This is a genomic window from Telluria sp. ZB4P37 (assembly GCF_059685855.1).
On the sequence record NZ_JCASID010000006.1, the window covers coordinates 168,358 to 193,267 of the forward strand.

The 24,910-nt window shown below is 65.1% G+C and carries 20 protein-coding genes and 1 tRNA gene; 10 read left to right on the forward strand and 11 right to left on the reverse strand.

Annotation, left to right across the window (positions count from 1 at the left end; translation table 11 throughout):
• Positions 1-30 precede the first annotated feature (30 nt).
• Positions 31-927, reverse strand: coding sequence for an MBL fold metallo-hydrolase (locus AC56K1_RS12695; protein WP_497158200.1), 897 nt, complete (start codon positions 925-927; stop codon positions 31-33).
• 244 nt (positions 928-1,171) lie between these two features.
• On the opposite strand from AC56K1_RS12695, the gene AC56K1_RS12700 reads away from it, so the two are divergent.
• The 5 genes from AC56K1_RS12700 to AC56K1_RS12720 all read left to right on the forward strand — a co-directional run bounded on the left by AC56K1_RS12700 (position 1,172) and on the right by AC56K1_RS12720 (position 11,658).
• The gene (locus tag AC56K1_RS12700) at positions 1,172-2,791 is read left to right on the forward strand and encodes a GAF and HD-GYP domain-containing protein (protein ID WP_497158201.1); all 1,620 of its coding nucleotides are present in this window, start codon (positions 1,172-1,174) and stop codon (positions 2,789-2,791) included.
• A gap of 12 nt (positions 2,792-2,803) precedes the next feature.
• Positions 2,804-5,071, forward strand: coding sequence for a CHASE2 domain-containing protein (locus AC56K1_RS12705; RefSeq protein WP_497158202.1), 2,268 nt, complete (start codon positions 2,804-2,806; stop codon positions 5,069-5,071).
• Between the two features lie 212 nt (positions 5,072-5,283).
• Positions 5,284-6,894: a ShlB/FhaC/HecB family hemolysin secretion/activation protein gene (locus tag AC56K1_RS12710; protein ID WP_497158203.1), complete on the forward strand. Its 1,611-nt coding sequence runs from the start codon at positions 5,284-5,286 to the stop codon at positions 6,892-6,894.
• A gap of 8 nt (positions 6,895-6,902) precedes the next feature.
• A complete protein-coding gene (locus AC56K1_RS12715; protein WP_497158204.1) occupies positions 6,903-10,925 on the forward strand; it encodes a two-partner secretion domain-containing protein in 4,023 nt (1,340 codons plus the stop codon).
• Positions 10,891-11,658: a FecR family protein gene (locus tag AC56K1_RS12720; protein ID WP_497158205.1), complete on the forward strand. Its 768-nt coding sequence runs from the start codon at positions 10,891-10,893 to the stop codon at positions 11,656-11,658. The genes AC56K1_RS12715 and AC56K1_RS12720 overlap by 35 nt, the downstream gene beginning before the upstream one ends.
• A gap of 50 nt (positions 11,659-11,708) precedes the next feature.
• Here the strand turns inward: AC56K1_RS12720 and AC56K1_RS12725 are convergent, their stop codons facing one another.
• The 9 genes from AC56K1_RS12725 to AC56K1_RS12765 all read right to left on the reverse strand — a co-directional run bounded on the left by AC56K1_RS12725 (position 11,709) and on the right by AC56K1_RS12765 (position 18,946).
• Entirely contained in the window at positions 11,709-12,980 is a 1,272-nt protein-coding gene (locus AC56K1_RS12725; protein WP_497158206.1) for an RNA polymerase sigma factor, read from the reverse strand.
• Positions 12,980-13,408, reverse strand: coding sequence for a VOC family protein (locus tag AC56K1_RS12730; protein ID WP_497158207.1), 429 nt, complete (start codon positions 13,406-13,408; stop codon positions 12,980-12,982). Before AC56K1_RS12730 ends, AC56K1_RS12725 begins: the two co-directional genes overlap by 1 nt.
• A gap of 12 nt (positions 13,409-13,420) precedes the next feature.
• On the reverse strand, positions 13,421-13,831 hold the full coding sequence (locus tag AC56K1_RS12735; RefSeq protein WP_497158208.1) for a YciI family protein: 411 nt from the start codon (positions 13,829-13,831) through the stop codon (positions 13,421-13,423).
• Positions 13,832-14,069: 238 nt separating this feature from the next.
• Positions 14,070-14,426 (reverse strand): YciI family protein, encoded by a 357-nt coding sequence (locus tag AC56K1_RS12740; protein ID WP_497158209.1) that lies wholly within the window; start codon positions 14,424-14,426, stop codon positions 14,070-14,072.
• A 30-nt stretch (positions 14,427-14,456) separates the two neighbouring features.
• Positions 14,457-15,284: a hypothetical protein gene (locus AC56K1_RS12745; protein WP_497158210.1), complete on the reverse strand. Its 828-nt coding sequence runs from the start codon at positions 15,282-15,284 to the stop codon at positions 14,457-14,459.
• A 102-nt stretch (positions 15,285-15,386) separates the two neighbouring features.
• Complete coding sequence (locus tag AC56K1_RS12750; protein ID WP_497158211.1) at positions 15,387-17,210, reverse strand: PhoH family protein; 1,824 nt, start codon at positions 17,208-17,210, stop codon at positions 15,387-15,389.
• 233 nt (positions 17,211-17,443) lie between these two features.
• The gene (locus AC56K1_RS12755) at positions 17,444-17,932 is read right to left on the reverse strand and encodes a peroxiredoxin (protein ID WP_497158212.1); all 489 of its coding nucleotides are present in this window, start codon (positions 17,930-17,932) and stop codon (positions 17,444-17,446) included.
• A 182-nt stretch (positions 17,933-18,114) separates the two neighbouring features.
• Positions 18,115-18,489 (reverse strand): SMR family transporter, encoded by a 375-nt coding sequence (locus tag AC56K1_RS12760; protein ID WP_497158213.1) that lies wholly within the window; start codon positions 18,487-18,489, stop codon positions 18,115-18,117.
• A 70-nt stretch (positions 18,490-18,559) separates the two neighbouring features.
• Entirely contained in the window at positions 18,560-18,946 is a 387-nt protein-coding gene (locus AC56K1_RS12765; RefSeq protein WP_497158214.1) for an Mth938-like domain-containing protein, read from the reverse strand.
• 178 nt (positions 18,947-19,124) lie between these two features.
• On the opposite strand from AC56K1_RS12765, the gene AC56K1_RS12770 reads away from it, so the two are divergent.
• The gene (locus AC56K1_RS12770) at positions 19,125-20,351 is read left to right on the forward strand and encodes a pyridoxal phosphate-dependent aminotransferase (protein ID WP_497158215.1); all 1,227 of its coding nucleotides are present in this window, start codon (positions 19,125-19,127) and stop codon (positions 20,349-20,351) included.
• A 23-nt stretch (positions 20,352-20,374) separates the two neighbouring features.
• Positions 20,375-21,694, forward strand: a complete 1,320-nt coding sequence (locus tag AC56K1_RS12775) for a homoserine dehydrogenase (RefSeq protein ID WP_497158216.1) — start codon at positions 20,375-20,377, stop codon at positions 21,692-21,694.
• A 104-nt stretch (positions 21,695-21,798) separates the two neighbouring features.
• On the opposite strand, the gene AC56K1_RS12780 is transcribed toward AC56K1_RS12775, so the two are convergent.
• On the reverse strand, positions 21,799-21,981 hold the full coding sequence (locus AC56K1_RS12780) for a hypothetical protein (protein ID WP_497158217.1): 183 nt from the start codon (positions 21,979-21,981) through the stop codon (positions 21,799-21,801).
• Between the two features lie 276 nt (positions 21,982-22,257).
• Here AC56K1_RS12780 and AC56K1_RS12785 point away from each other — a divergent pair, with 276 nt between their 5' ends.
• The 3 genes from AC56K1_RS12785 (at position 22,258) to AC56K1_RS12795 (ending at position 24,841) form a co-directional block, all read left to right on the forward strand.
• On the forward strand, positions 22,258-24,144 hold the full coding sequence (locus tag AC56K1_RS12785) for an MFS transporter (RefSeq protein WP_497158218.1): 1,887 nt from the start codon (positions 22,258-22,260) through the stop codon (positions 24,142-24,144).
• A gap of 131 nt (positions 24,145-24,275) precedes the next feature.
• Positions 24,276-24,352 (forward strand) — tRNA-Pro (locus AC56K1_RS12790).
• A 222-nt stretch (positions 24,353-24,574) separates the two neighbouring features.
• Positions 24,575-24,841 (forward strand): hypothetical protein, encoded by a 267-nt coding sequence (locus AC56K1_RS12795; protein WP_497158219.1) that lies wholly within the window; start codon positions 24,575-24,577, stop codon positions 24,839-24,841.
• Positions 24,842-24,910: the final 69 nt, after the last annotated feature.

A 24,910-nucleotide genomic window follows, 5' to 3' on the forward strand; every position in this document is an offset into this window, starting at 1 on the left:
TGGCTTCGTCCCGGCGCGATGCTGCCCCGTTTACAGCACCACTTCCAGCCCTTCGTAGGCCAGGTGCACCTGCAGGCTGCCCAGGCGGTCGCGGTGGCGCGCCATCACGCCGGCAAACACGGCTTCGAGGTCATCGTCGCTGCGGGTCGGCTCGTGGTGGGTGCAGTAGAGGGCGCGCGCGCCGACGCGCAGCGCCATGTCGATGGCGGCGTCAAACGTGCCGTGGCCCCAGCCGGCCCTGGCCGGGTATTCCTCGCGCGTGTACGAGCAGTCGACGATCAGCGCATCCACCCCGCGCATCGCGGCATCGATCGCGCGCTCGCGCTCGTTCAAGTGCTTCTCAAAGGCGTCGAAGGCAGGGTTGCCCGGCGGATAGGGGTTGTGCCAGGGTTCGTGGTCGCCCGTGAAGAACAGCGCGCGGCCTTTGCTGGCGATGCGGTAGCCCAGGTTGGTCACGGGATGGTTCATGACCACGTTGCCGACGACCGCGTCGCCGACCTCGATCGGCACGCCGATGTCCAGCGTGCGGTAGTCGATGGTGGCGTCCATCTGGGTTTCGCTCACTGGAAAATAGCTGTTCTGGAGCTGTACGCCCATCACGTGCTCGATGCCCTGTTTCGTCACCGGGTCGTAGGCGCCGTGCAGGCGCACCCGGCTGCCCTTGATGAACAGCGGGGTGAAGAAGGGCAGGCCATGGATATGGTCCCAGTGGCTGTGGGTGATGAAGATGTTGGCGTTCACCGGCGGGCGCTGCGGCTGGGCCAGCAGGTGCTGGGCCAGCGGGAACAGGCCGGTGCCGCCGTCGAGGATGAGCAAGGTGCCGTCGTCCGTGCGCACTTCGATGCAGGTGGTATTCCCGCCATAGCGCGCGGTACGCGGACCCGGGGACGGTATCGAACCGCGCACTCCCCAAAAGCGGAATTTCATCTGTACTCCCAGCCGGACAAGTCGTTATTTTTTGGCGAACATCGAACATGATAGCGAGTTTGTGTAGTAAATAGTCCAAAATTTCTCGTTTTTCCCTTCCCGGGCCCCATGGTGACAAATCGAGCACATCAGGGGATATACAGCCAGGCGTAAGAAAGCTACACTTCCCTAAAATTACCACCCGGCAAAAACTGTTCCACGTGCACCTCCGGCGCGTGCACACGCCCTGTACCGAGCAACCACCATGCAAGAGCTGAACCCGTCACAAATCGCGCAACGCCTGCACCAGCTGACGGAAGTGAGCGTCGCGCTCGGGGACATCCATGGCACGCCCGCGCTGCTCGACCGCATCCTGCGCGTGGCCAAGGGCATGACCGATGCCGACGGCGGCACCCTGTACCGCCCGAGCGAGGACCGGCGCAGCCTGTGCTTCCATATCTCGATCAACGACAGCCTGGGGATCTACCAGGGAGGCGTGAGCGGCCAGCCGATCGACATCGCGCCGGTGCCGCTGTACGACGCCGACGGCGACAAGAACCTCGCCTCGGTGGCGGCCTATGCGGCCAACTGCAACCAGTCGGTGAATATCGAAGACGTGTACCGGGCGGAGGCCTTCAATTTCTCGGGCATGCGCAGTTTTGATGCGACCTTCGGCTACCACTCGCAGTCCTTCCTGACGGTGCCGATGACCGACCACGAGGGCGAGCTCGTGGGCGTGCTCCAGCTGATCAACGCCAAGGACCCGGAGACCGGCGCCATCCGCGCCTTCACCCAGACCGACCAGCGCTTCATCGAGGCCCTGGCGGCCCAGGCGGCGTCGGCGCTGACCAAGCAGCTGCTGATCCAGCAGCTCGAGAACCTGCTCGAGTCCCTGGTCAACCTGATCAATATCGGCATCGACGAAAAATCGCCCTATACCGGCCGCCACTGCCAGTTCGTGCCCGAGCTGACCATGCTGCTGGCGGAGGCGGTGCACCAGACCAGTGAAGGGCCGCTGGCGGCCTTCCGCATGACGGACGCCGACCGCAAGGAACTCTGGCTGGCCGGCCTGCTGCACGACTGCGGCAAGATCACCACCCCGGTGCACATCGTCGACAAGGCCACCAAGCTGGAAACCATTTTCGACCGCATCCACCTGGTCGATACCCGCTTCGAGGTGCTGCTGCGCGATTGCGAGATCCGAGCGCTGCGCGGGAAATGCCAGCCTGGCGCTGACCACGCGGCGATCGACGCACGCTGCGGGGAAGAACAGGCGCGCATGCGCGCCGACCGCGAATTCCTGCGCCGCGCCAACCTGGGCGGCGAAGGCATGTCCGAGGACGACCAGGCGCGGGTGCGCCGCATCGCCCGGATTCGCTGGACCGGGCCAAGCGGCCAGGAACAGGACTTCCTGAGCGAGAACGAGATGCTCAACCTGACGGTGCGCTTCGGGACCCTGACCGAGGCCGAGCGCAAGGTCATCAACAACCACATCGACGTCTCGGTGCGCATGCTCGAGTCGCTGCCCTGGCCCAAGCACCTCAAGAACGTGCCGGAATACGCGGGCGGCCACCACGAGCGCATGGATGGCAAGGGCTATCCGCGCGGCCTGATGCGCGACCAGATGTCGGTGCAGGCGCGCATCATGGCCATTGCCGACATCTTCGAAGCGCTGACCGCCGCCGACCGCCCCTATAAGAAGGGCAAGCTGCTGTCCGAGTCGCTGAACATCCTCGGCAAGTTCGCGCTCAACGGCCACATCGACCCGGACCTGTTCGACATCTTCGTGCGCAACAAGGTGTACCTGGAGTTCGCGCACAGGAACATGGACGCGCACCAGATCGACCCGGTGGACGAGTCGGCGATCCCCGGCTACCGGCTGTAGGCCCCCGCGGTCATGACACGTCTACGGCAGCTGTTGTCACGCTATGGCGCGCGCTGGGCGCTCGGACTGCTCCTGACGCTGGCCGCCGTGCTGTACCCGCTCGACTTCTGGACCAGCCACACGATCGAGCGCCAGGACACCATCATCTCCGACCTGCGCATGCGCCTCGAGCCGTTCGAGCTCGACCCGGGTATCGTCATCGTCGACATCGACAGCAAGAGCCTGAACGAACTCGGGCGCTTCCCCTGGAGCCGCAACGTGCTCGCCAAACTGGTCAGCCAGCTCACCACGCACTACGAGGTCGGCGCGGTGGGCTTCGACGTCTCCTTCCCCGAGCCCGATACGAGTTCCGGCTACGACGTGCTGGCGCGCCTGGCCGGGCACGAGCTGAAGGACGTGCCGGGACTGCGGCGCCAGCTCGAGATGCTTCAAACCTCGCTCGACTACGACGGCATGTTCGCGAGCGCGCTGCAGGGCCAGCCGGTGGTGCTGGGCTTTAACGTCTCGGACGGCCAGGCCAAGGGCCTGCTGCCCGAACCGGCCTTTACGCTAGAGTTCCTGAACGGGCGAGAAGGCCATGCCTATACCGCCAAGGGCTATGAAGCCAATATCGCGCGCCTGCAGCAGGCCGCCGCCGGCGCCGGCATCTTCACTGCCATCACCGATGCCGACGGCATCGTGCGCTCCTCGCCGGTGCTGTTCCGCATCAAGGATGGCTACTATCCTTCGCTGTCGCTGGCGACCCTGGCGGCTTTCCTGGACACCGGCTCGATCAAGCCGGTGCTCAGCGGGACCGTCGACACCCTGTCCGAGAACGAGCGCCAGGCCTCGGCCTTCGACACCCTGCAGATGTTCACGAAAAAGGCCGGCCGGGTGGTGTTCCCGGTGGGCGAGGCATTGACTTCGACGGTGCAGTTCCGCGGCCGCGGCGGGCCCGATGGCGGCGCCTTCCGCTATGTGTCGGCGGCCGACGTCTTGGGGGGGCGGGTCGACAAGGACGTATTGGCCGGCACGATCGTCCTGGTCGGCACCACGGCGCCCGGCCTGCAGGACTTGCGGGCCACGCCGGTGAACGCCGAATACCCGGGTGTCGAGATCCACGCCAACATGATCAAGTCGATGCTCGACGGGCGCTTCAAGACGCGCCACTGGTCGGCCCAGGTGGTCGAGGCGATCCAGCTGCTGGCGGTGGGCGTGGTGCTGAGTCTCGCGCTGGCGGTGCTGGCGCCGGCCTGGTCGGTGCTGCTGGCCGCCTGCGCTTTCGTGGCCTGCGGCGCCTTCAACTATTACATGTACAGCCAGCACGACGCCATCCTCAATGTCTTCACCTGCCTGCTGCTGGTGGGCACGCTGTTCGTGCTGAACCTGGCCTGGGGCTACTTTTTTGAAGTCCGCAGGGGCAGGGCGCTGGTCTCGCGCTTCGGCGAATACGTGGCGCCCGAGCTGGTGGAGAAAATGGCCGACAACCCTGAAGCCTACAACATGGATGGCGAAAGCCGCGAACTCACCGTGATGTTCGTCGACGTGCGCGGCTTCACCACGATCTCCGAGGGCTTGAGCCCGAAGGCGCTGCGCGAATACATCAACCTGTACCTGACGGCGATGTCCGAGGACATCCGCTCCAGCCACCAGGGCACGCTCGACAAATACATCGGCGACGCCGTGATGGCCTTCTGGGGCGCGCCGGTGGCATTTGCCGACCATGCCAGCCGCGCCGTGGCGACTGCGCTGCTGATGCAGGCCAGTGCGGCGCGCCTGGATGCGGACTTCCGCGCGCGTGGCTGGCCTGCTTTAAACATTGGCATTGGCCTGAACAGCGGCACCATGCACGTCGGCGACATGGGCTCGAAGATCCGGCGCGCCTACACGGTGATGGGCGACGCCGTGAACCTGGGCGCGCGTCTGGAAGGCATCACCAAGGTCTATGGCGTGGGCATCGCGGTGGGCGCCGCCACCCGCCTGGGCGCGCCCGAATTCGTCTATCGCGAGCTCGACCTGGTGCGCGTAAAAGGCAAGAGCGAGCCGGTCGCCATCTACGAGCCGCTTGGCAAACCGGAGGCGCTACCCGCCGGGACGCTCGACGAGCTGGCCGAATGGGATGCGGCACTGGCCCTGGTGCGCAGCCAGCAGTGGGAGGCCGCGCAGGCCGCGCTCGGGCGCCTGGCGGCAGGCCAGCCGCATCGCGCCCTGTACCGGCTCTACCTGGAGCGCGTCGCCCGTTTCCGTGCCCAGCCTCCCGGCGCCGACTGGGATGGTGTGACCAACTTCGACACCAAGTAAGGCCTGGCACGCGGGCCGGTGTGTTGTCCGTACAACGCCGGCTTTGCGCTTTCCCCGGTTGGGTGGAAGAAGTTGCTTGCTTAAATGCAATTTTTCCCAATTGCAACAAAAACCTCGGTAGACTTCCACACTGGAGCGCTGTGGCCTTGCTGCCGCGTGTTGCCAGACCAGAAGACAATCTTATAAAAACAACTATCTGTAAAGCAACGCTAATGAATCAACGTTTCGCACGCCTGTTTCTAGGCTCCGTGCTTGCCCTCGCGGTGAGCGCGGCCTGGGCACAGGATCCGGCGCCGGCCGCGGCGCCTGACGACATCGTCCGTTTCGACATCAGCCGCTTCGAGGTGACCGGCAATACCTTGCTGCCGGCCTTTGAGGTCGAGCGCGCCGTCGTCCCCTTTACGGGCGCCGGGCGCGACTTCGGCGACGTCCAGCGCGCGCTGGAAGCGCTCGAAGCCCTGTACCACGAGCGTGGCTACAAGGTCGTGACCGTGCAGCTGCCGGAGCAGGAACTCAATGGTGGCGTGGTGCGCCTGAAGGTGGTGCAGGCTACCATCGGCCAGCTCAAGGTCGCGGGCAACCGCCACGCCGGCACCGACAATATCCGCCGCAGCCTGCCGTCGCTGCGCGAAGGAACCACGCCCAACCTGGAGCAGGTGTCGGCCAACCTGAAACTGGCCAACGAGAACCCGGCGAAAAAAATCAAGTTGAGCCTCGAGAGCGGGCAGGTCGAGGACACCTTGGATGCGCGCGTCGATGTGCTTGATGAGCGTCCCTGGACCGTCATGGCCAACTTCGACAATACCGGCACCCGCGAAACCGGCAAGACCCACGCCGGCCTGGTGCTCCAGCATGCGAACCTGGGGGGGCGCGACCATGTCGGCAGCCTGCAGTACACCACTACGGTGGAAGAACCCTCGCAGGTCGCGGTATGGGGCATGGGCTACCACGTGCCGCTGTATGCGCAGGGCGCCTCGGTTGACCTGTACGCAAGCTATTCGGACGTCGATTCCGGCCTTGTGACCGCCGGCCTGTTCGACCTGGCCGTCAGCGGCCGCGGCGCGGTCTACGGCGCGCGCTACAACAAGGTGCTGGCCAAGCGCACGCTTGCCGGCCACGAACTGGAAGGGCGCATCGTCTACGGCGTCGAAGTCAAGGCGTACAAGAACAGCGTTGTGTTCTTCAACCAGGACTTCGGCAACGACGTCACCGTGCGCCCGGTCAGCATCGGCTACCAGGGCCGGGTGGCGCTCGACAACGGCGAAGCGAACTTCACGGCGACCCTGGTGCGCAACGTCTCGGGCGGCTCGCGCGGTGACCAGGCCGCATTCACGGCCGCACGCGCAGGCGCCAAGGATGGCTATACCGCGCTGCGCTTTGGCGGCGCCTGGGCCCGTGCCCTGGGAAGCGGCGACTGGCAGACCCGCGTGCTGGCCAATGGCCAGTACACGCCGGACGCGCTGGTGCCGGGCGAGCAGTTCGGCGCCGGCGGCTCGACCAGCGTGCGCGGCTTCGACGAGCGCGAACTGTCTACCGACTCGGGCCTGGGCCTGAACCTCGAACTTTACGCCCCGAATGTGTGCGCTGGCGGCGGCTGGCAATGCCGCCTGCTGGCGTTCTACGACACCGCCTGGGGCAAGCGCAATCATGCGCTGCCGGGCGAGCTGCGCAGCACCAGCATCGCCAGTGCGGGCCTCGGCCTGCGCGTCGCGATGGGCAGCGCGGTCAGCCTGCAGATCGATTACGGCAATGTGGTGAAAAAGGGCGCCCTCGCGGGCACCGGCAAGGACAAGCTGCACGTGCGCGTCGGCCTGGCCTACTAGGAGAAGAAATGAGCAACTCGAGCAACATCAGGAACGGATTGATCAGACTCAGCCGGGCGGCGCTGTGCGTTGCCGGCTGCTTCGCCGTCGCGCATGCCGCACCGACGCTGCCGCAGGTGGTGGCGGGGCAGGCCAGCTTCTCCCTGCAGGGCAACGTGTTCTCGATCACGAACACGCCGGGCACCATCATCAACTGGCAAAGCTTCTCGGTGAACGCGGGCGAGATCACCCGCTTCATCCAGCAAAACGGCGATAGCGCGGTGCTCAACCGCATCCTGGGCCAGGACCCGAGCCGCATCCTCGGCGCACTGCAATCGAACGGCAAGGTCTTCCTGATCAACCCGAACGGCGTGGTGTTCGCTCAAGGCGCGCGGGTCGACGTGGGCGGCCTGGTGGCGTCCACGCTGAACCTGAGCGACGCCGATTTCCTGGCCGGGAAGAAGCACTTCACGGCAGGGCTAAACCCCGGCGCAGTGCGCAACGAAGCTGCGATCGCGACGCCTTCCGGCGGCAGGGTCTACCTGGTGGCGCCGAACGTCGAGAACACCGGCATCATCAGCGCGCCGAACGGCGAGGTGGTGCTGGCGGCCGGCCGCAGCGTGCAGCTGGTCGATTCAAACAATCCCGACCTGCAGGTGGTGGTGTCGGCGCCGAACGACCGTGCGATCAACCTCGGCCAGGTGGTGGCGCAGGGCGGCCGCATCGGCATCTACGGCGCACTGGTCAACCAGCGCGGCGTGGTCAACGCCAACAGCGCGGTGGTCGGCCAGGACGGCAGGATCGTCCTGAAGGCCACCCGCGATACGGTATTGGAGGCGGGCAGCGTCACCAGCGCGGTGGGTGCCGGCAAGGGCGGCGAGGTCCAGTTGCTTGGCGCGCGCGTCGGCCTGGCCGGCAACGCAGTGGTCGATGCGAGCGGCCAGTTCGGTGGCGGCACCGTGCTGGTGGGCGGCGACTACCAGGGCAAGAATGCCGCACTGCCCAATGCCCGGCAAACCTGGTTCGGCAAGGATGCCAGCATCCGCGCCGATGCGCTCACTTCCGGCGACGGCGGCAAGATCGTGCTGTGGTCGGACGGCGCCACCAGCGCCCACGGCAGCATCTCGGCGCGCGGCGCCGCCAATGGACACGGCGGTTTGGTCGAGACCTCGGGCCACGACCTGGACACCGCCGGCGTCAAGGTGGACGCGGGCGCCAGCAATGGCAAGAGTGGCACCTGGCTGCTCGACCCCTGGAACATCATCGTGCGCGCCGACGGCACCGCGCACGCAGCGGCGGTCGACGTGTTTGCCAAGCCGCCCGGCAGCGGCGATACCGTGGTGTCGCCGGCGACGCTGCTGGCCACCAATGCCAACATCGTGCTGCAGGCGCAGAACGACCTGACCGTCAGCGACAACCTCGCCGCGGTCAAGAGCGTGCGCGCCGAGGCGGGCAACAACCTGACCGTCAATGCGCTGGTCAGCTCGAGCGGGGGCGACCTCGATTTCCGCGCCGGGAACCGCTTCATCCTGGGTGCAGCCGGCGCGCTCGCCAGCCCGAACTACATCGACCTGAAGGCCGAGCGCATGACGCTGCTCGGAAATATCGTCGGTGTCGCCGGTACCCTGCCGGTCATCTCGTTCAACACCTTCAACAACACCACCGCCATCCATGTCAGGAGCGTCGAAAGCGGCAGCGCGCTCACGCTCGATCCGGCGCGCCTGGGCGCCTTCAGCGCCTTCGGCATCAACATCGGCAACAGCGGCCACGTGGGTGCGGTCAACCTCGACGCTGCCTTGAGCATGCCGGGCCACCTGCAGATCGACTCGGCCGGCATCGTCAACATCAACGCGCCGGTGGTCCTGACCGGCAGCGCCAGCCAGTTCGGCGGCACCCTGCACCCGCACCTGGGCGGCGGCGCCATCAACGTGACCGGACCGGGCGCCTCGATCACCGCGCCGGGGAAGGTCGCGCTCACCGGTGGCGGCATCGTCGTCGACGGCGCGCTCAAGTCAGGCACGATCGCGCTCGCCGCCGGCAACGAAGGCATGAAGCTGGGCGGCGTGCTCGATGCGAGCGGCCTCATGACCCTCAGTTCGATCGCCGACATCACCCAGCACAACGGCTCGGTCGTGAAGGCGGCCAGCCTGCTGGTCGACGCCGGCCAGGTGGACATGAAATACGCCAACCAGGTCGGCACGCTCGCAGGCGCGGCCTCGACCGGCAACTTCCGCTTCGGCTGGACCGGGGCCCTGCAGGTCGGGACCGTGGCCGGCGTGGCGGGCATCGCGGCCGGTTCCGAACTGGACCTGGTGGGCGGCGCCTTCATTGCGAACGCCAACCTGCAAGCGCTGGCGATGTTCATCGAAGCCGATTCGGTTTCCGGCAGCGGCACCCTGGGTGCCAATTTCCTGTCGCTGGCATCGGGCGGGGGCATCGGCACCAATAGCGCTCCGCTGCGCACCAATGCACAGGTGCTCAGCGCCATCAACACCGCGACCGGCAATGCGCCGATCAACATCCTCAGCAGCCGCGCCGTCATTCTGCAGGACGTGGTGCAGGCGGGCCCGGGCAACACCGGCGCCATCACCGTTGACAGCGCCGCCGGCCTGACCGTCTCCGAAACCGGCGTCGAAGGGCAGGGCGTGAAGACCGGCAACGGGTCCATCAGCCTGCTGACCCGGGGCCCGCTCACGGTCCAGGGCAAAGTGCGTTCCGGCAGCGGCAACATCCGCCTCGAGGCCGGCAACGGCGGCGTGCTGACCGTGACCCAGGGCGCGCAGGTGGCGTCGACTTCGGGCAGCGTTCAGGTCACGGCCGGCAGCACTGCCATCGCCACGGGCAGCATCGTCGTCGCCAGCCCGGACAAACTGACCGTGACCATCCCTGGCGCCCCGGCCGAGCCAGGGCCGCCGACGCCAGGCCCGGCACCGACGCTCGAAACTTGTCTCGCCAACCCGGCCGCCACCGGCTGCGGCCCGGTACTGCAAACCGCTACCCAGGCCTGCATCGTCAATCCGGACGGCCCGAACTGCGGCCAGGTGCTGCCGGCGCCGGCCGCCTGCCGCGCCAACCCGTCGACCAACGGCTGCGCGGCCGTGCTCGAACGCGCCGCACTGCTGGCCTGTATCGCCGAGCCATCCGGCGCCGGCTGCGCCAGCGTGCTGCCTGCGCTCGAAGTCTGCGTGGCCACGCCGGGCAAACTGGGCTGCGCCCCGGTGCTGGCGGCGCGCGCCGCATTCGAGGCCTGCGTGGCCAACCCGGCGGGCAGCGGCTGCCAGGCCGTGCTGCCGTCGCTGGCGGTGTGCAAGGCCACCCCCGGCATCGCCGGCTGCGCCCAGGTCCTGCAACTGACCTTCAATGCCTGCCTGGTGAATCCAGGCGATGCGGCCTGCAGCGGCGTGCTGCCGACGGTGTCGCAATGCGTCGTCAACCGCGCGGCGCCGGGTTGCAGCGTGGTGCTGCCGACCGTGGCGCAGTGCGTCTCCAGCCCCTCGCTGCCGGGCTGCTCGGTGATGCTGCCGACTGTCGCACAGTGCGTCGCCAACCCTTCGCTGCCGGGCTGCTCGGTGACCTTGCCGACGCTGTCGCAATGTATCGGCAACCCGTCGCTGCCAGGCTGCCCGGTGACGCTGCCGACCCTGGCCCAGTGCGTCGGCAGCCCTGCGCTGCAGGGCTGCTCGGTGGTGCTGCCGACCCTGACCCAGTGCGCGGCCTCGCCGACGCTGGCGGGTTGCGCGGCGGTGCTGCCTAGCGTCTCGGCCTGCGTGGCCAACCCTTCGCTGCCGGCTTGCCAGGTCCTTGTCCCGCCCACTGGTGGCGAGACCCAGACGCCGGTGTCGCTGGCCCAGCAGACCACGGTCAACCTGATCAATTCGCGCACCCCTACAGCTGTCCTGGCGCCGGTCGTCGCGCCGGCAGGCAGCGGCGAAGGCGCCAAGGGCGGCGGCGAAACGGCTTCGGACAAGACGGAACAGCAGGCCGGTCCTGCAACGGGTACCACCCCAGGAGTAAAGAATGAAACACCAGCTGCAAAAATGTACTGCAATTAAAGCGGCGCTGTTCGCGGCGCTGCTCATGTTCGGCAGCGCGGCCTGGGCGGCGCAGGTGGCCGGGGTCGTGGCGCGCCTGAGCGGCCCGCTGATGGCGAAGAAGCTTGATGGCAGCGTCAAGGTGCTGGCGCTGCGTTCGGAAATCGAAAGCGGCGACACTCTGGTGTCCGAGAAGAACACCTACGCCCAGATCAAGTTCATCGACAACAGCGAGATCACGCTGCGCCCGGGCACCACCTTCAAGGTCGAGAATTTCGCCTATGACGCCGGCAAGCCGGACGAGGACAACGCGAGCTTCAGCCTGGTCAAGGGCGGCCTGCGCTCGATCACGGGCATGATGGGCAAGCGCAACAAGGAGAAGTTCTCGCTGAAGACGCCGAGCGCCACCATCGGCATCCGCGGCACCACCTTCATCGCGCAGTTCGTGCCGCCCGGGATGCCGGGTGCCGGGCCGGCCAAGCTGCCCTCGGCCAGCGGCGCGCCCGGCCTGGCTCCGGGCCTGCACGTGCAGGTGAGCGACGGAATGATCGTGGTGACCAACCAGGGCGGGGCGCTGAACTTCGCGGCCGGCCAGTTCGGCTTCGTGCCGAGCATGACCCAGCCGCCGGTCATCGTACCTGTCAACCCGGGGCTGCAGTTCATGCCGCCGCCGGTGTTCAACGTGGCCGGGCCGGCCGTGCCTGGCGCCAAGAGCCCGTCCGATCCGAACACTGTCGATTGCATCGTGCGCTGATTGGCACGGATGCATTGCGCCCCGCACGGCCCTGGGCATGCGGGGTTTGTTTACGCCCCTTGTTCCCGGGCGCGGGACAGCAGCAGCTCGCGCTCGGCCGCGTTGGCCGTCATGCCGGCGGCGCGTTCGAATTCGGCGCGTGCCTCATCGCAGCGGCCAAGCCTGGACAGCAGGTCGGCGCGCACGCTCGGCAGCCAATGGTAGCCCTGCAGCTTGCCCTCCGTTGCCAGCACGTCGGCCAGCGCCAGCCCGGCCTCCGCTCCCTCGGCCATCCCCACTGCCACCGCGCGATTGAGTTCGACCACGGGCGAAGGCTGGACCTGGGCCAGTTCGCCATACAGCGCCGCGATGGCTGGCCAGTCGGTATCCTGCGCGACGTGGGCGCGGGCGTGGCAGGCCGCGATCTCGGCCTGCAGCAGGTAGGGGCCGCGCGGCGCGCCAAGCTGCGCGGAGCGTTCGAGCGCTGCCAGGCCGCGCCGTACCAGCACGCCGTCCCAGCGCGAGCGGTCCTGGTCCATCAGCAGCACCGGACGGCCTTTGCTGTCGACGCGCGCCTTCATGCGCGAGGCCTGCAATTCCATCAAGGCGACCAGGCCATGGGCTTCCGGCTCGCCAGGCGCCAGTTCGGCCAGCATGCGACCCAGGCGCAGCGCTTCGTCGGCCAGGGCAGGCCGCATCCAGTCTTCGCCCGCGGTGGCGGTATAGCCTTCGTTGAAGATCAGGTAGACCGCCTCTAACACGGCGCCCAGGCGCTCACCGAGTTCGCCAGGTGGCGGCAGCTCGAAAGGCACACGCGCGTCGCCGAGCGTACGCTTGGCGCGCACGATGCGCTGGGCCATGGTCGCTTCCGGCACCAGGAAGGCGCGCGCGATTTCCGCCGTGCCCAGGCCGCCCAGCAGCTTGAGCGTGAGCGCCAGGCGCGCATCGAGCGAGAGCACCGGGTGGCAGGCCGTGAACATCAGGCGCAGCAAATCGTCCTGGAAGACGTCGTTGCGCGCGGCGTCCAGGCTGTCGACGAAGTCGGGTACCACCAGTGCCTCCCGGGCCTCGAGGTCGAGGCCGATCTGCTCGAGCTTCTGGCGTAGCACGCGATCGCGCCGGAGGCGGTCGAGCGCGGCGTGCTTGGCCGTGGTCATCAGCCAGGCGCCCGGCTTGTCCGGGATGCCCTCAAGCGGCCAGTGTTCGAGGGCCGCGACCAAGGCATCCTGAGCCAGCTCCTCGGCCAGGCCGACGTCGCGCACCATGCGCGCCACGCTGGCGACGATCTTCGCGGACTCGATGCGCCAGACCGTGGCGATGCTGCGTTCGACCTGGGCCTGCATCAGATCTGGGCGGCGGCGTCTTCTGCCTGGGACTCCGGCATGCTTTCCATGTACGCCAGCTCCCACAGGTGGCCGTCGAGGTCTTCGAAACCGTGCTGGTACATGAAGCCGTAGTCCTTCGGCTCGTTCGGCCAGGCGGCGCCGGCGGCTTTCGCCTTGGCGGCCAGCTCGTCGACCGCGGCGCGGCTGTCGCAGGACAGGCAGAGCAGCACTTCGGTGGCCTTGCGCGCATCCAGAATCGGTTTGTTGGTAAAGGTCTGGAAGAAGGGCTCGGCCAGCAGCATGACGTAGATGTCGGGTGAGACGATCATGCAGGCCGCGTTCTGGTCGCTGAACTGCGGGTTGAAATCGAAGCCGAGCGCGCCGAAGAAGGCCTTGCTGCGTTCGAGGTCCTTGACCGGGAGGTTGACGTAGATCTGCTTGTTCATGGCGGTGTCCTTTCAGGTAGGGGATGACAGGGAGCGCAAGCGCTCGCGGGCAGGGGAGGCCGGCAGGTCTTCGGGTTCGTAGAGCTGGCGCACTTCGATTTCGGCGTCTGGCAGCTCGCCGTGCGGAGCCGGGAAGCGGCGCGACCATTCCATGGCTTCTTCGCGGCTGCGCACCTGGATCAGGGTATAGCCGGCGATCAGCTCCTTGGTTTCCGCGAAGGGGCCGTCGACCACACTGCGCCGGCCTTCGTGGTGGCGGATGCGCCAGCCGTCGCGGGTGGGGCGCAGCCCGTTGGCGTCGAGCAGGACGCCGGCCCGGGCCAGCTCCTGGTGGTAGCCGGCCATGGCCGCGAACAGCGGCTCGCCGGGCATGACCCCGGCTTCCGTGTCGGGTGTTGCCTTGACGATGATCATGAAACGCATGTAAGTCTCCTTGTCGTGGGCGGAGCCTTTATAGGCTTCCAACTGGTACGACGAATGGAGGGTTGGGAGATCGACATCGTGGTCGAATATTTTTTTGGGCCGAGCTGCGAACCTGGATCCCGGCCTTCGCCGGGATGACGGTTTTAAAGCGAAAGGTAATGGTAGCGCTACCTTACAGCCGCTACCATTAAAACAGTCGTTCCGGTGTAGGCCGGAACCCAATTCAAGCTGCGTATCGCTAGCGTTCAAAGCAGGGCGCCAGCCCCCTGACCTCTACCGTCGCCCATTCGGCCGCCGGACATTCGCCCGCCAGCTTGATCGCTTCTTCGCGCGAATCGACATCGACCAGGAAGAACCCGCCCACCATCTCCTTGGCTTCCGCGAACGGCCCATCCATGATGCGCGTCTTGCCCCCCGGGGCCGTCACACGTGCCGCCCCATCCTGCGAGGCCAGCGATTCGGCGCCCAAGAGCAAGCCGCGGCTGCGCAGGTCGTCGCCCCAGCGCAGCATGCGCTCGTAGACGGCGCGGCCTTCTGCTTCGCTGCGGGTGGCGCGCTGGCCGGCAGGTTCGTGGATCAGGAGCATGTGGGGCATCGAGGACTCTCTATACAAATCTTGGACCGGCTATTCTAAACCGCGTTGCACGGGTGGGCACGCCGCGGCGCGCAAGGCCAGGGCATCGGCCCGCCGCCCCAGCAGCCATTTCACGCCCAGTTGCACCGCCAGCGCGGCGCCGGTTGCGGCAGTGAATGCAAACGCAATCGACTCCGACCGCAGCAGCGAGGACAGCACCAGGCAGAACACGGCAAACGCGTAATAGCCATTGACCATCCCGCGCAGCAGCGCCACCGCGAATCCTGGCCCGCTGGCGCGGTGCGAAAAGCCGACCAGCACGGTGCTCATGACGGGAAACATCGCGAACAGCCCGCTCAGGCGGGGGCCGAGCTGGGCCGCGGCATAGGTCACGCTCAGGCACAGGACTGCGCCGGCCAGCATGCGCCAGGGCAGGTCATTGGCCGGCTTGCCGGCCTTGGCCGCCCCCTGCGGCGCCGGACCGAACAGGAAAGGCGCGCCCAGCAGCGCCGCCAGCACGGCGGCAAACCCGGTCCACATAGGCAGCGAAGTCGATTTCAAGATCACGACCGCGACGGCATAGGCCAGCAGGGCGGCCGCCATCGCCCTCGGCATGCCAAACCTGGCCATGCGCGCATAAGCAATGCTGAAAACGAGAATGGCGAGCACGGCCAACAGGGTATTGGCGGCGGCAACCGAAGCGAAATCGGCGCCTTGCTCCAGCGCGATGGCCAGCAGGATAGGGCCGGAGACGATAGGAAAGGCCGACAGCCGGCCGGCGACTGCGGGACCCCAGCGCCGTCCGGCCAGGGTGACGAGGGCGATCAGGGTCGGGACCAGCAGGAGCTTGAGGAGAAAGAGCGTAGAGAGTTCGGGCATGCGTAGTGAATAGGAAGGAGAAATGAAAAACGCCCGCCTTGCGGCGAGCGTTTCGACAAACCACCTGCTGACTTCGGGCAGGCGATACAAGCAAGGCCAGGCTTACAGCACTTCGCTGGCGTGGTCCGCCAGGCGCGAGCGTTCGCCGCGCGCCAGGGTGACGTGGCCGCCATGGCTCCAGCCCTTGAAGCGGTCGACCACATAGGTCAGGCCGCTCGAGCCTTCGGTCAGGTAAGGCGTGTCGATCTGGGCGATGTTGCCCAGGCACAGGATCTTGGTGCCGGGGCCGGCGCGGGTGACCAGGGTCTTCATCTGCTTCGGCGTCAGGTTCTGCGCCTCGTCGATGATGAGGAACTTGTTCACGAAAGTACGGCCGCGCATGAAGTTCAGCGACTTGATCTTGATGCGCGAGCGGATCAGGTCTTGCGTCGCCGCGCGGCCCCAGTCGCCGGCATCGCCGTCGCCCTTCATCAGTACCTCGAGGTTGTCGTCGAACGCGCCCATCCACGGCGACATCTTTTCTTCCTCGGTACCCGGCAGGAAACCGATGTCCTCGCCCACCGGCACCGTGACGCGGGTGACGATGATCTCGTTGTACTGCTTGGTCTCGAGCACTTGCGCCAGGCCCGCGGCCAGGGCCAGCAGGGTCTTGCCGGTGCCGGCCTGGCCGAGCAGGCTGACGAAATCGCATTCCGGGTTCATGAGCAGGTTCAGTGCGAAATTCTGCTCGCGGTTGCGCGCCGTGATGCCCCAGACATTGTTCTTGTTGTGGCTATAGTCGCGCAGGGTCTGGAACACGGCAGTCTTGCCGGTGATCTGTTTAACCTGGCCATAGAAAGGCGCTTCGCCATTCTTCGGCTCGATGAACACGAACTGGTTCACGAGCAGGGTAGGGATCACCGGGCCGGTCATGCGGTAGTAGGTAGCCGAGTTGCCGTTCTTGTTCTCCTGCCACGACTCCATGTCCTTGCCGTGCTTGTTCCAGAAGTCGTCCGGCAGCTGGACGATGCCCGAGTACAGCAAGTCGGTGTCTTCCAGCACATGGTCGTTGAAATAGTCTTCGGCCGGCAGGCCCAGCGCGCGCGCCTTGATGCGCATGTTGATGTCTTTCGACACGAGCACGATCGCACGGCCGCCCATCTGGTCTTCCAGCGCGCGAACCACGCCCAGGATCTGGTTGTCCGCCTTGCCCGATGGCAGGCCTTCCGGCAGCGGCGCCGCGTCCAGCTTGGTCTGGAAGAACAGGCGGCCCTTGGCATCCTTGTTGCCGAGCTTGGCCAGCGGGATGCCGGCTTCGATCGCATCGTCGTCGATGTTGGCGATCAGGGCGTCGAGGGTGCGCGACACCTGGCGGGCGTTGCGCGCAACTTCCGACATGCCCTTCTTGTGGTTGTCGAGCTCTTCCAACGTCATCATCGGCAGGTAGACGTCGTGTTCCTCGAAGCGGAACAGCGATGTCGGGTCGTGCATCAGGACGTTGGTGTCGAGCACGAAGACCTTGGTGGTGCCGCTGCGGTCGGCCTTGCGGCTGGTGGAGGATTTGACGGTGACTTCCACCGGCTTGTGCTTGGCCGGATGCGGCTGGTCGGCATCGAGCTCATCTCTCGATTCGCGCAGGCGCGCGACCGGCTGGGGCGCGGCGGCGCCGTTCCTGGCCTTGCGGGCCGGGGTCGCAGCCTGCGGTGCTTCGGCGGCGGTATCGTTGGCGGCAGGGGCCATGGTGGACGCGGCGTCGGCTGCAGCCTTGGCCTTGCGCGCCTTGGCCGCTTTCGGGGTCGGCACGGCCTGGCCCGAGATCAGGTCTTCGAGGTCGGCGTCGGCCTTCGCGGCCACCGGGCGCACGGGCGACTTGCCCGGTTCAGCTTTTGGGTAATCTTTTGCCAGCAGCATGGTGGCTGGCTTGGTAGGCATTTTTGGCAATGGCATCAGGTTCTCAATCTAAAAAAAGTCTGGAAGGCCGCAAGGGCGCAGCACAGGGCGCGCCGCTGAACGGAATCGATGCTCTTGGGAGTGTTGCAGAGATACAGGTTGCAGCCGGAGGATGCCGGTCCGGCAGGCAGCCGAAAGGGAATGGTGCGGATGAATGAATCGGATGGAATGCGGTTGACTCAAAATAGGAGGCAGGTTCCAGCAAAGTTAATAACTGGAGCCATCCGTTTTCAGGGCTGGCTCTTCAAAAATTCCAGCACTTCGGTCACGTGGTCATTGACTTTCACGCCACGCCATTCTTTCACCAATCGGCCGTGAGCGTCAATGATAAACGTACTGCGCTCGACCCCGCGCACTTGTTTCCCGTACATATTTTTCGTCTTCATGACGCCGAACTGCTGGCACATCAGCTCGTCCGGATCGGAAATCAGTTCGAACGGCAGTCCGAGCTTGCCCTTGAAGCCTTCGTGTGAGCGCAGCGAGTCGCGGCTGATGCCGTAGATCTCGGCCTCGAGCGCCTGGAACTCCGGATAGGCTTCGCGGAAGGCGATGCTCTCGGTGGTGCAGCCCGGCGTGTTGTCTTTCGGGTAAAAGTACAGCACGGTGTGCTTCGCCGGGCGGCCGGCGAGCTCGAAGGTAAGTCCGCTCGTCATGGCGGCAGAAAAATTCTCGACGGGGGCTGCGGTCAGGCTCTCGGCCACGGGGGTCTCCTGGTTCATGGCGGCAGGCCGCCGGGTCCCTGGCGCTGCCATAAAGGCGGCCAACAACGCGGCGGGAAGCGGATACCGCCATGATAATCGGCGCCGCGTCCCGATGCTAGTGGTCTGTAGCCAGGGTGATAACCCGCGAGATGAGGCGGATTTTAATTTATTCAAGATGCAAACTGGAATTTATTTCGATTTCAACTACGCGCCAGCAGCAACACGCCCAGCATGATCACGCCGATGGCCAGCATGCGCTGGGGCGAGATCACTTCGCCCAGGAACATCCAGGCGCCAACCGCGCCGATGACGTAGCCGAGCGAGAGCATCGGATAGGCAACCGTGACGTCGGTGCGCGACAAACCAAGGATCCAGACCACCAGCGACACGCCGTAGCACACCAGCCCGAGCACGATCGGCCATTGGGTGGCGACTTTCAGGCTGGTGAGCAGCCAGTTGTCGCGGGTGAGATGGATGGCGCCGCCGAGGGCATTGGTGCCGGCCTTGAGCAGGAGCTGGGCCGCGGCGTTCAGGATGACGCCGCTGATGATGAAGGCAAAGGCCGAAGAATTCATGTTCTTGTTATTGTTGGGGGCAGGACCGGCAATCCCGCACTGCAGCGCGGGCATGCCTTGCCGTGGCGCTCTAGGTTCCGGCGGCGCCGTCGATGATCAGGGCCAGCGTGACCTTGCGGCCTTCGCCCATCAGGATGTTGTAGGTGCGGCAGGCGGCGTGGCTGTCCATGCACTCGACCCCGATGCGTTTATCGGACAGGCTGGTGGTCAGACGCGGGTGCACGAAGCGCTGGCGCTCGCCGGTGCCGAGTACGACCACGTCCGGGTTGTCCGCGGCAATTTGCTCGAAGTGAAGGGCGGCCAAGTCTTCGAAGCGCGCCACTTCCCAGGGGCGAGGCGGCACTTCGGGCATGACGGTCAAGCTGAAGTCGAAGCGCTGGGCATTGATCTCGACCCCGCCGGCATCGTAGCCGGTGACGGTCTGGTATTGCTGGGTGTTGTCGGAATGGAGCTTCATCGTGGCGCGAACGGGTAGGTAGATGCGGTAGCGAAATGGGCGAACCGAAGGGTCCGTAACTGGCGTCCATTGTACCCGGAGAGGCGAGGTTGCTTAAATCCTGCGCTTTCGGCAGAATGGTATTTTTTCGCACTGCAACAAAAGCAGGCGCACAACAGACGATGAGCCAGGGGATACTTTGCGACCGATTCTGAAATCGAACAAGCTGGACGACGTCTGCTACGAAATCCGCGGTCCCGCCCTGGAACAGGCCCGGGCCATGGAAGACGACGGCCAGAAGATCATCAAGCTCAACATCGGCAACCTCGCCGTGTTCGGCTTCGACCCGCCCGACGAGATCGTGCACGACATGATCCGCAACATGCACGGCGCGGCCGGCTACACCGATTCGAAGGGCATGTTCGCGCCGCGCAAGGCCGTCATGCACTACACCCAGGGCAAAAACATCCTGGGCGTGGGCATCGACGACATCTACCTTGGCAATGGCGCATCGGAACTGATCGTCATGGCGATGCAGGGCCTGCTCAATACCGGCGACGAGGTGCTGGTGCCGGCGCCCGACTATCCGCTGTGGACCGCGGCCGTGAGCCTGGCCGGCGGCGCCCCGAAGCATTACATCTGCGACGAAGGCGCCGGCTGGCTGCCCGACATCGAGGACATGCGCCGCAAGATTACGCCGAACACGCGCGCGATCGTCGTCATCAACCCGAACAACCCGACCGGCGCCCTGTATCCGCGCGAAATCCTGCTCGAGATCATCGAGCTGGCACGCCAGCACCAGCTGATCGTCTATGCCGACGAGATCTACGACAAGACTTTGTACGACGGCGAGGAACACGTATCGATGGCCTCGCTGGCCGACGACGTGCTGTTCGTTACTTTGAACGGCCTGTCGAAGAACTACCGCTCCTGCGGCTACCGTGCCGGCTGGATGGTGGTCTCGGGCGAGAAGCGCCACGCGAAAGACTATATCGAAGGCCTGAACATGCTGGCCTCGATGCGCCTGTGCGCCAATGCGCCGGGCCAGTACGCGATCCAGACCGCGCTCGGCGGCTACCAGAGCATCGCCGACCTGGTCGGCCCCGGTGGGCGCCTGTTGAAGCAGCGCGACCTTGCCCATAAACTGCTTACCGATATTCCGGGTGTGTCCTGCGTCAAGCCAAAAGCGGCGCTGTACATGTTCCCGCGCCTCGATCCGAAGATGTACCCGATCGCGGACGACCAGCAGTTCATCTGCGAACTGCTGTCCGAGGAAAAAGTGCTGCTGGTGCAAGGCACCGGCTTTAACTGGATCGCCCCGGATCACTTCCGGCTGGTGTTCCTGCCCAATTCCGACGACCTGACGGATGCCTGCGGACGCATTGCGCGCTTCCTCGACGGCTACCGGCGGCGCCACGCGCGTTAGACCCCTTGAGAAGAACCACAATCATGAAACCCATCCGAGTTGGCCTCCTGGGCATCGGCACCGTCGGTGCCGGCACCTTCAACGTCCTGCAGCGCAACCAGGAAGACATCCGGCGTCGCGCCGGCCGCGGTATCGAAATCACGATGGTGGCCGCGCGCGATACCGAGCGAGCCCGTGCACTGACCGGCAACGGGGTGGAAGTCGTGTCCGATCCCTTCGCGATCGTGAACAGCCCGGACATCGACATCGTCGTCGAGCTGATCGGCGGCGTCGAGCTGCCACGTGAACTGGTTTTAAAAGCCATTGCCAACGGCAAGCATGTCGTGACGGCCAACAAGGCGCTGCTGGCGCTGCACGGCAACGAAATCTTTGCCGCCGCCCAGGACAAGGGCGTGATGGTGGCCTTCGAGGCGGCGGTGGCCGGCGGCGTGCCGATCATCAAGGCGTTGCGCGAAGGCCTGACCGCGAACCGCATCGAATCGGTGGCCGGCATCATCAACGGCACCACCAATTTCATCCTGTCGGAAATGCGCGAGAAGGGCCTGGACTTCGCCACCGTGCTCAAGCAGGCACAGGAGCTGGGCTATGCGGAAGCCGACCCGACCTTCGACATCGAAGGCGTAGACGCGGCGCACAAGCTCACCATCATGTCGGCGATTGCCTTCGGCATCCCGGTGCAGTTCGACAAGGCCTATATCGAAGGCATCAGCCAGCTGCAGGCAGTCGATATCCGCTACGCCGAGCAACTGGGCTACCGCATCAAGCTGCTGGGCATCACCCGCCGCACCCGCACCGAAGCAGGCGAGGGCATCGAGCTGCGCGTGCACCCGACCCTGATCCCGAATGCGCGCCTGATCGCCAACGTGGAAGGCGCGATGAATGCCGTGCTGGTGCAGGCCGATGCCGTCGGCGCTTCGCTGTATTACGGCAAGGGCGCCGGCTCGGAACCGACGGCGTCCGCCGTGATTGCCGACCTGGTCGACGTCACCCGCCTGGCCACGGTCGACCCTTACTGCCGCGTGCCGCATTTGGCCTTCCAGCCGAACGAGATGACCGACGTCGCCATCATGCCGATGGCCGAGATCACCACCAGCTACTATCTGCGCGTGTATGTGAAGGACCAGCTCGGCGTGATGGCCGACCTGACCCGCATCCTGGCCGAGGGCGGCATCTCGATCGACGCCGTGCTGCAAAAGGAGCCGGGCAACCAGGTCAACCTGGACATCATCATGCTGACCCACCAGACGCGCGAAAAGAATATCGATGCGGCCATCGCCAAGATCGAAGCCTTGCCGGCCGTGATTGGCAAGGTCACCCGCATCCGCCTGGAAACCCTGGCCTGACCCTTACCGCCAGTTGATGGCGCAAACATGATTCGGATTTGGCGGCCTGTGGCGCTAAACCGAATCATTTTTTTTGCCGGGTCGGCCAGATTGGCCGGCATGCCTCAGGACAGCGGAATGTCCAGCGGCAGCGGGCAATGCGCCGGCATGGCACCCTGAAAAGGTGTGGAAGGAGGCTCGTCATCGTCGATGAAGGCGGAGGCAAGTGCCAGCATGTCGTGTTCGATGTGGTCGAACAGTGCGGTTGTCACACTGGCGTAGCGGAGGAGAAAGTCGGAAGAGGTCATCTGCGGATTCTACCCGCGCTGCGCTGCACAAATCTGACGTATGCAGGCTGGCTTGAGCGGTTTCAATCGGCATTCCAACTCCCCGGATCCAGTCGGGTCGCCGCTTGTGGCTGGCCGCGGTCTATGCCTTTTATCCAACCGGTATCGCCAGTCGAGACTTTACGGATTAGTATCGGAAACTTAATGATGAGAGAGGGCAATAAGTTGGCCAGGCCTCTCCTGTAAGCTTCGCGCTTGCTGTACATTCCGACCATTCTTCATTCAACGACGTGACGCATGAGCCAATCGAGCCAGTTTTTCCTGCTGACGCAGCGCCGTTTCGGTCCTTTCTTCTGGACCCAGTTCCTGGGCGCCTTCAACGACAATTTGTTCAAGACCGCGTTGCTGGTGGTGCTGACCTATGACGCGCTGAGCTGGACGAGCGTCAGCCCATCGCTGCTGAACAACCTGATCCCCGGCCTGTTCATCCTGCCCTTCGTGCTGTTTTCGGCCACTGCCGGGCAGGTCGCAGACAAATTCGACAAGGCGCAGCTGGCAAGGTTTGTCAAGCTGCTGGAAATCGTGATCATGCTCGTGGCCGGCATCGGCTGGATGACCCACACGCTGTGGCTGCTGGTGGCCGCCGTGGTCGGCATGGGCGTGCATTCGACGCTGTTCGGCCCGGTGAAATATGCTTACCTGCCGCAGCAGTTGAAACCCGAAGAGCTGGTGGGCGGCAATGGCGTGATCGAAATGGGGACCTTTGTCGGCATCCTGCTGGGCGAAGTGGCCGGCGCCATGCTGGTCGCCTACAAGCCCTGGGGCATTCACCTGGTTGCCGGTGGCACGCTGTTCTGCGCGGTGCTGGGCCTGCTGGCGAGTTCGCGTATCCCGCCTTCCCCCGCGCCGGCGCCGGAACTGAGAATCAGCCGCAACCCGTTCGCCGAATCGGTGCGCAACCTGAAGTTCTCGCGCCAGAACCGCACCGTCTTCCTGTCGATGCTGGGCAATTCCTGGTTCTGGTTCTATGGTGCACTGCTGCTGTCGCAATTCCCGGTGTATGCCAAGGACTACCTGCACGGCGACCATAGCGTGTTCGTGCTGCTGCTGACCGTGTTTTCGCTCGGCATCGGCACCGGCTCGCTGCTGTGCGAAAAGCTGTCGGGGCACAAGGTCGAGATCGGCCTGGTGCCTTTTGGGTCGATCGGCCTGTCGGTGTTCGGCGTCGACCTGTATTTCGCCAGCATGGGCTATACGAATACCGTCACCGTCGACGCATTTGCCCTGGTCGCATTGCCGGGCATGTGGCGCATCCTGGCCGACCTGGTGCTGATCGGCGTGTTCGGCGGCTTCTTCATCGTGCCGCTGTTCGCCCTGATCCAGACCCGCTGCGACCCGAAACACGTCTCGCGCACCATTGCGGGCATGAACATCCTGAATGCGATCTTCATGGTGGCGGCGGCCGGCGTGGCCATCCTGCTGCTCGGGCAGGGCTTCACCATTCCCGAAATGTTCCTCGTGACCGCGCTGCTCAACGCCTGCGTGGCCGTCTACATCTTCTCGCTGGTGCCGGAATTCCTGATGCGCTTCCTGGCCTGGATGCTGATCCATACCGGCTACCGCGTGCGCACGGTCGACGCCCACCGCATTCCCGAGCAGGGTGCGGCGGTACTGGTCTGCAATCACGTGTCGTATGTGGATGCGCTGGTGATCGGCGCCGCCAGCCCGCGCCCGATCCGCTTCGTGATGGACCACCGCATTTTCAAGACGCCTTTCCTCGGCTGGATCTTCCGCGCTGCCAAGGCGATCCCGATCGCGCCGGCCAAGGAAGACCCGTTCCTGATGGAACGCGCCTTCATCGACATCGCCGAGGCGCTGCACCAGGGCGAACTGGTCTGCATCTTCCCGGAGGGGAAACTGACCAACACCGGCGAGATCAACGAGTTCCGCGGCGGCATCGCCAGGATCGTCGAGCGCAGCAAGGTGCCGGTGATCCCGATGGCGCTGCGCGGACTGTGGGGCAGCGTGTTCACGCGCGATTCGACCAATCTCTTCGAGCGCTCGTTCGCGCGCGGGATCCGCTCGAAGCTGTCGCTGGCGGTCGGCAAGCCGGTGGAGCCGGATGCGGCATCGCCGGAGCATTTGCAGGAGCAGGTACTGGCGCTGCGCGGGGATTGGAAGTAGGGCGTCCTGCGCTGCCGCGATCCGGTGCGGCGGCAGGTGCCACGCCCCTGCGCAAGCGCAAAAAAACCGTTGCATATCCATAACAAAAAATCGGGAGTTTCGGACGAGCTCTGATATAATTCCCAGCTAGTCGGGGCGTAGCGCAGCCTGGTAGCGTACGTGCATGGGGTGCACGGGGTCGGAGGTTCGAATCCTCTCGCCCCGACCAATAGAATCAGATACTTGCAGCGTAAGCTGTATGGAAACAGCACTGTGTATTAGATGATCATCTAATATCGGTGCTGTTTTTTTATGTCTGGCCGAATGCAGCTGTTGTGTATGACAGGGCGGGCGCAAGTATTATTTGTGATCCATGAATAACAGGCACCTCGCTTTGCGGCGGCCCCATGGCACGCCAGGATACCGAACCAGGAAAAAGATAAAGAAAATTATGTCGATGTGCGAGGCGTCGATGTCGCTGATCGGCTGCGCATCGAGCGGACCAATCGCTACCGGAACCGATACCTTTATGCTGGCTAAAAAAAGTGCCGGTGGTGTCTTCGTATCCGGCGCCAGTGTGAAAGCCGACCTGCTGATCGAAGCACATGCATTCTGCGCCAAGCGTGGGAAGGCGATGACGCTGATCGATTGCACTGCAAAGAATGCCATCCCGTTCGCGCGCATGCCTTTGTCGGAAATTAATTTCAAATGCGCTTGAGTTGATCCGGCCTTCGGTACGGGCCTGGATTCACCAGTCTGCGGTGGATCAAAAAAAGGGTTGGAAACA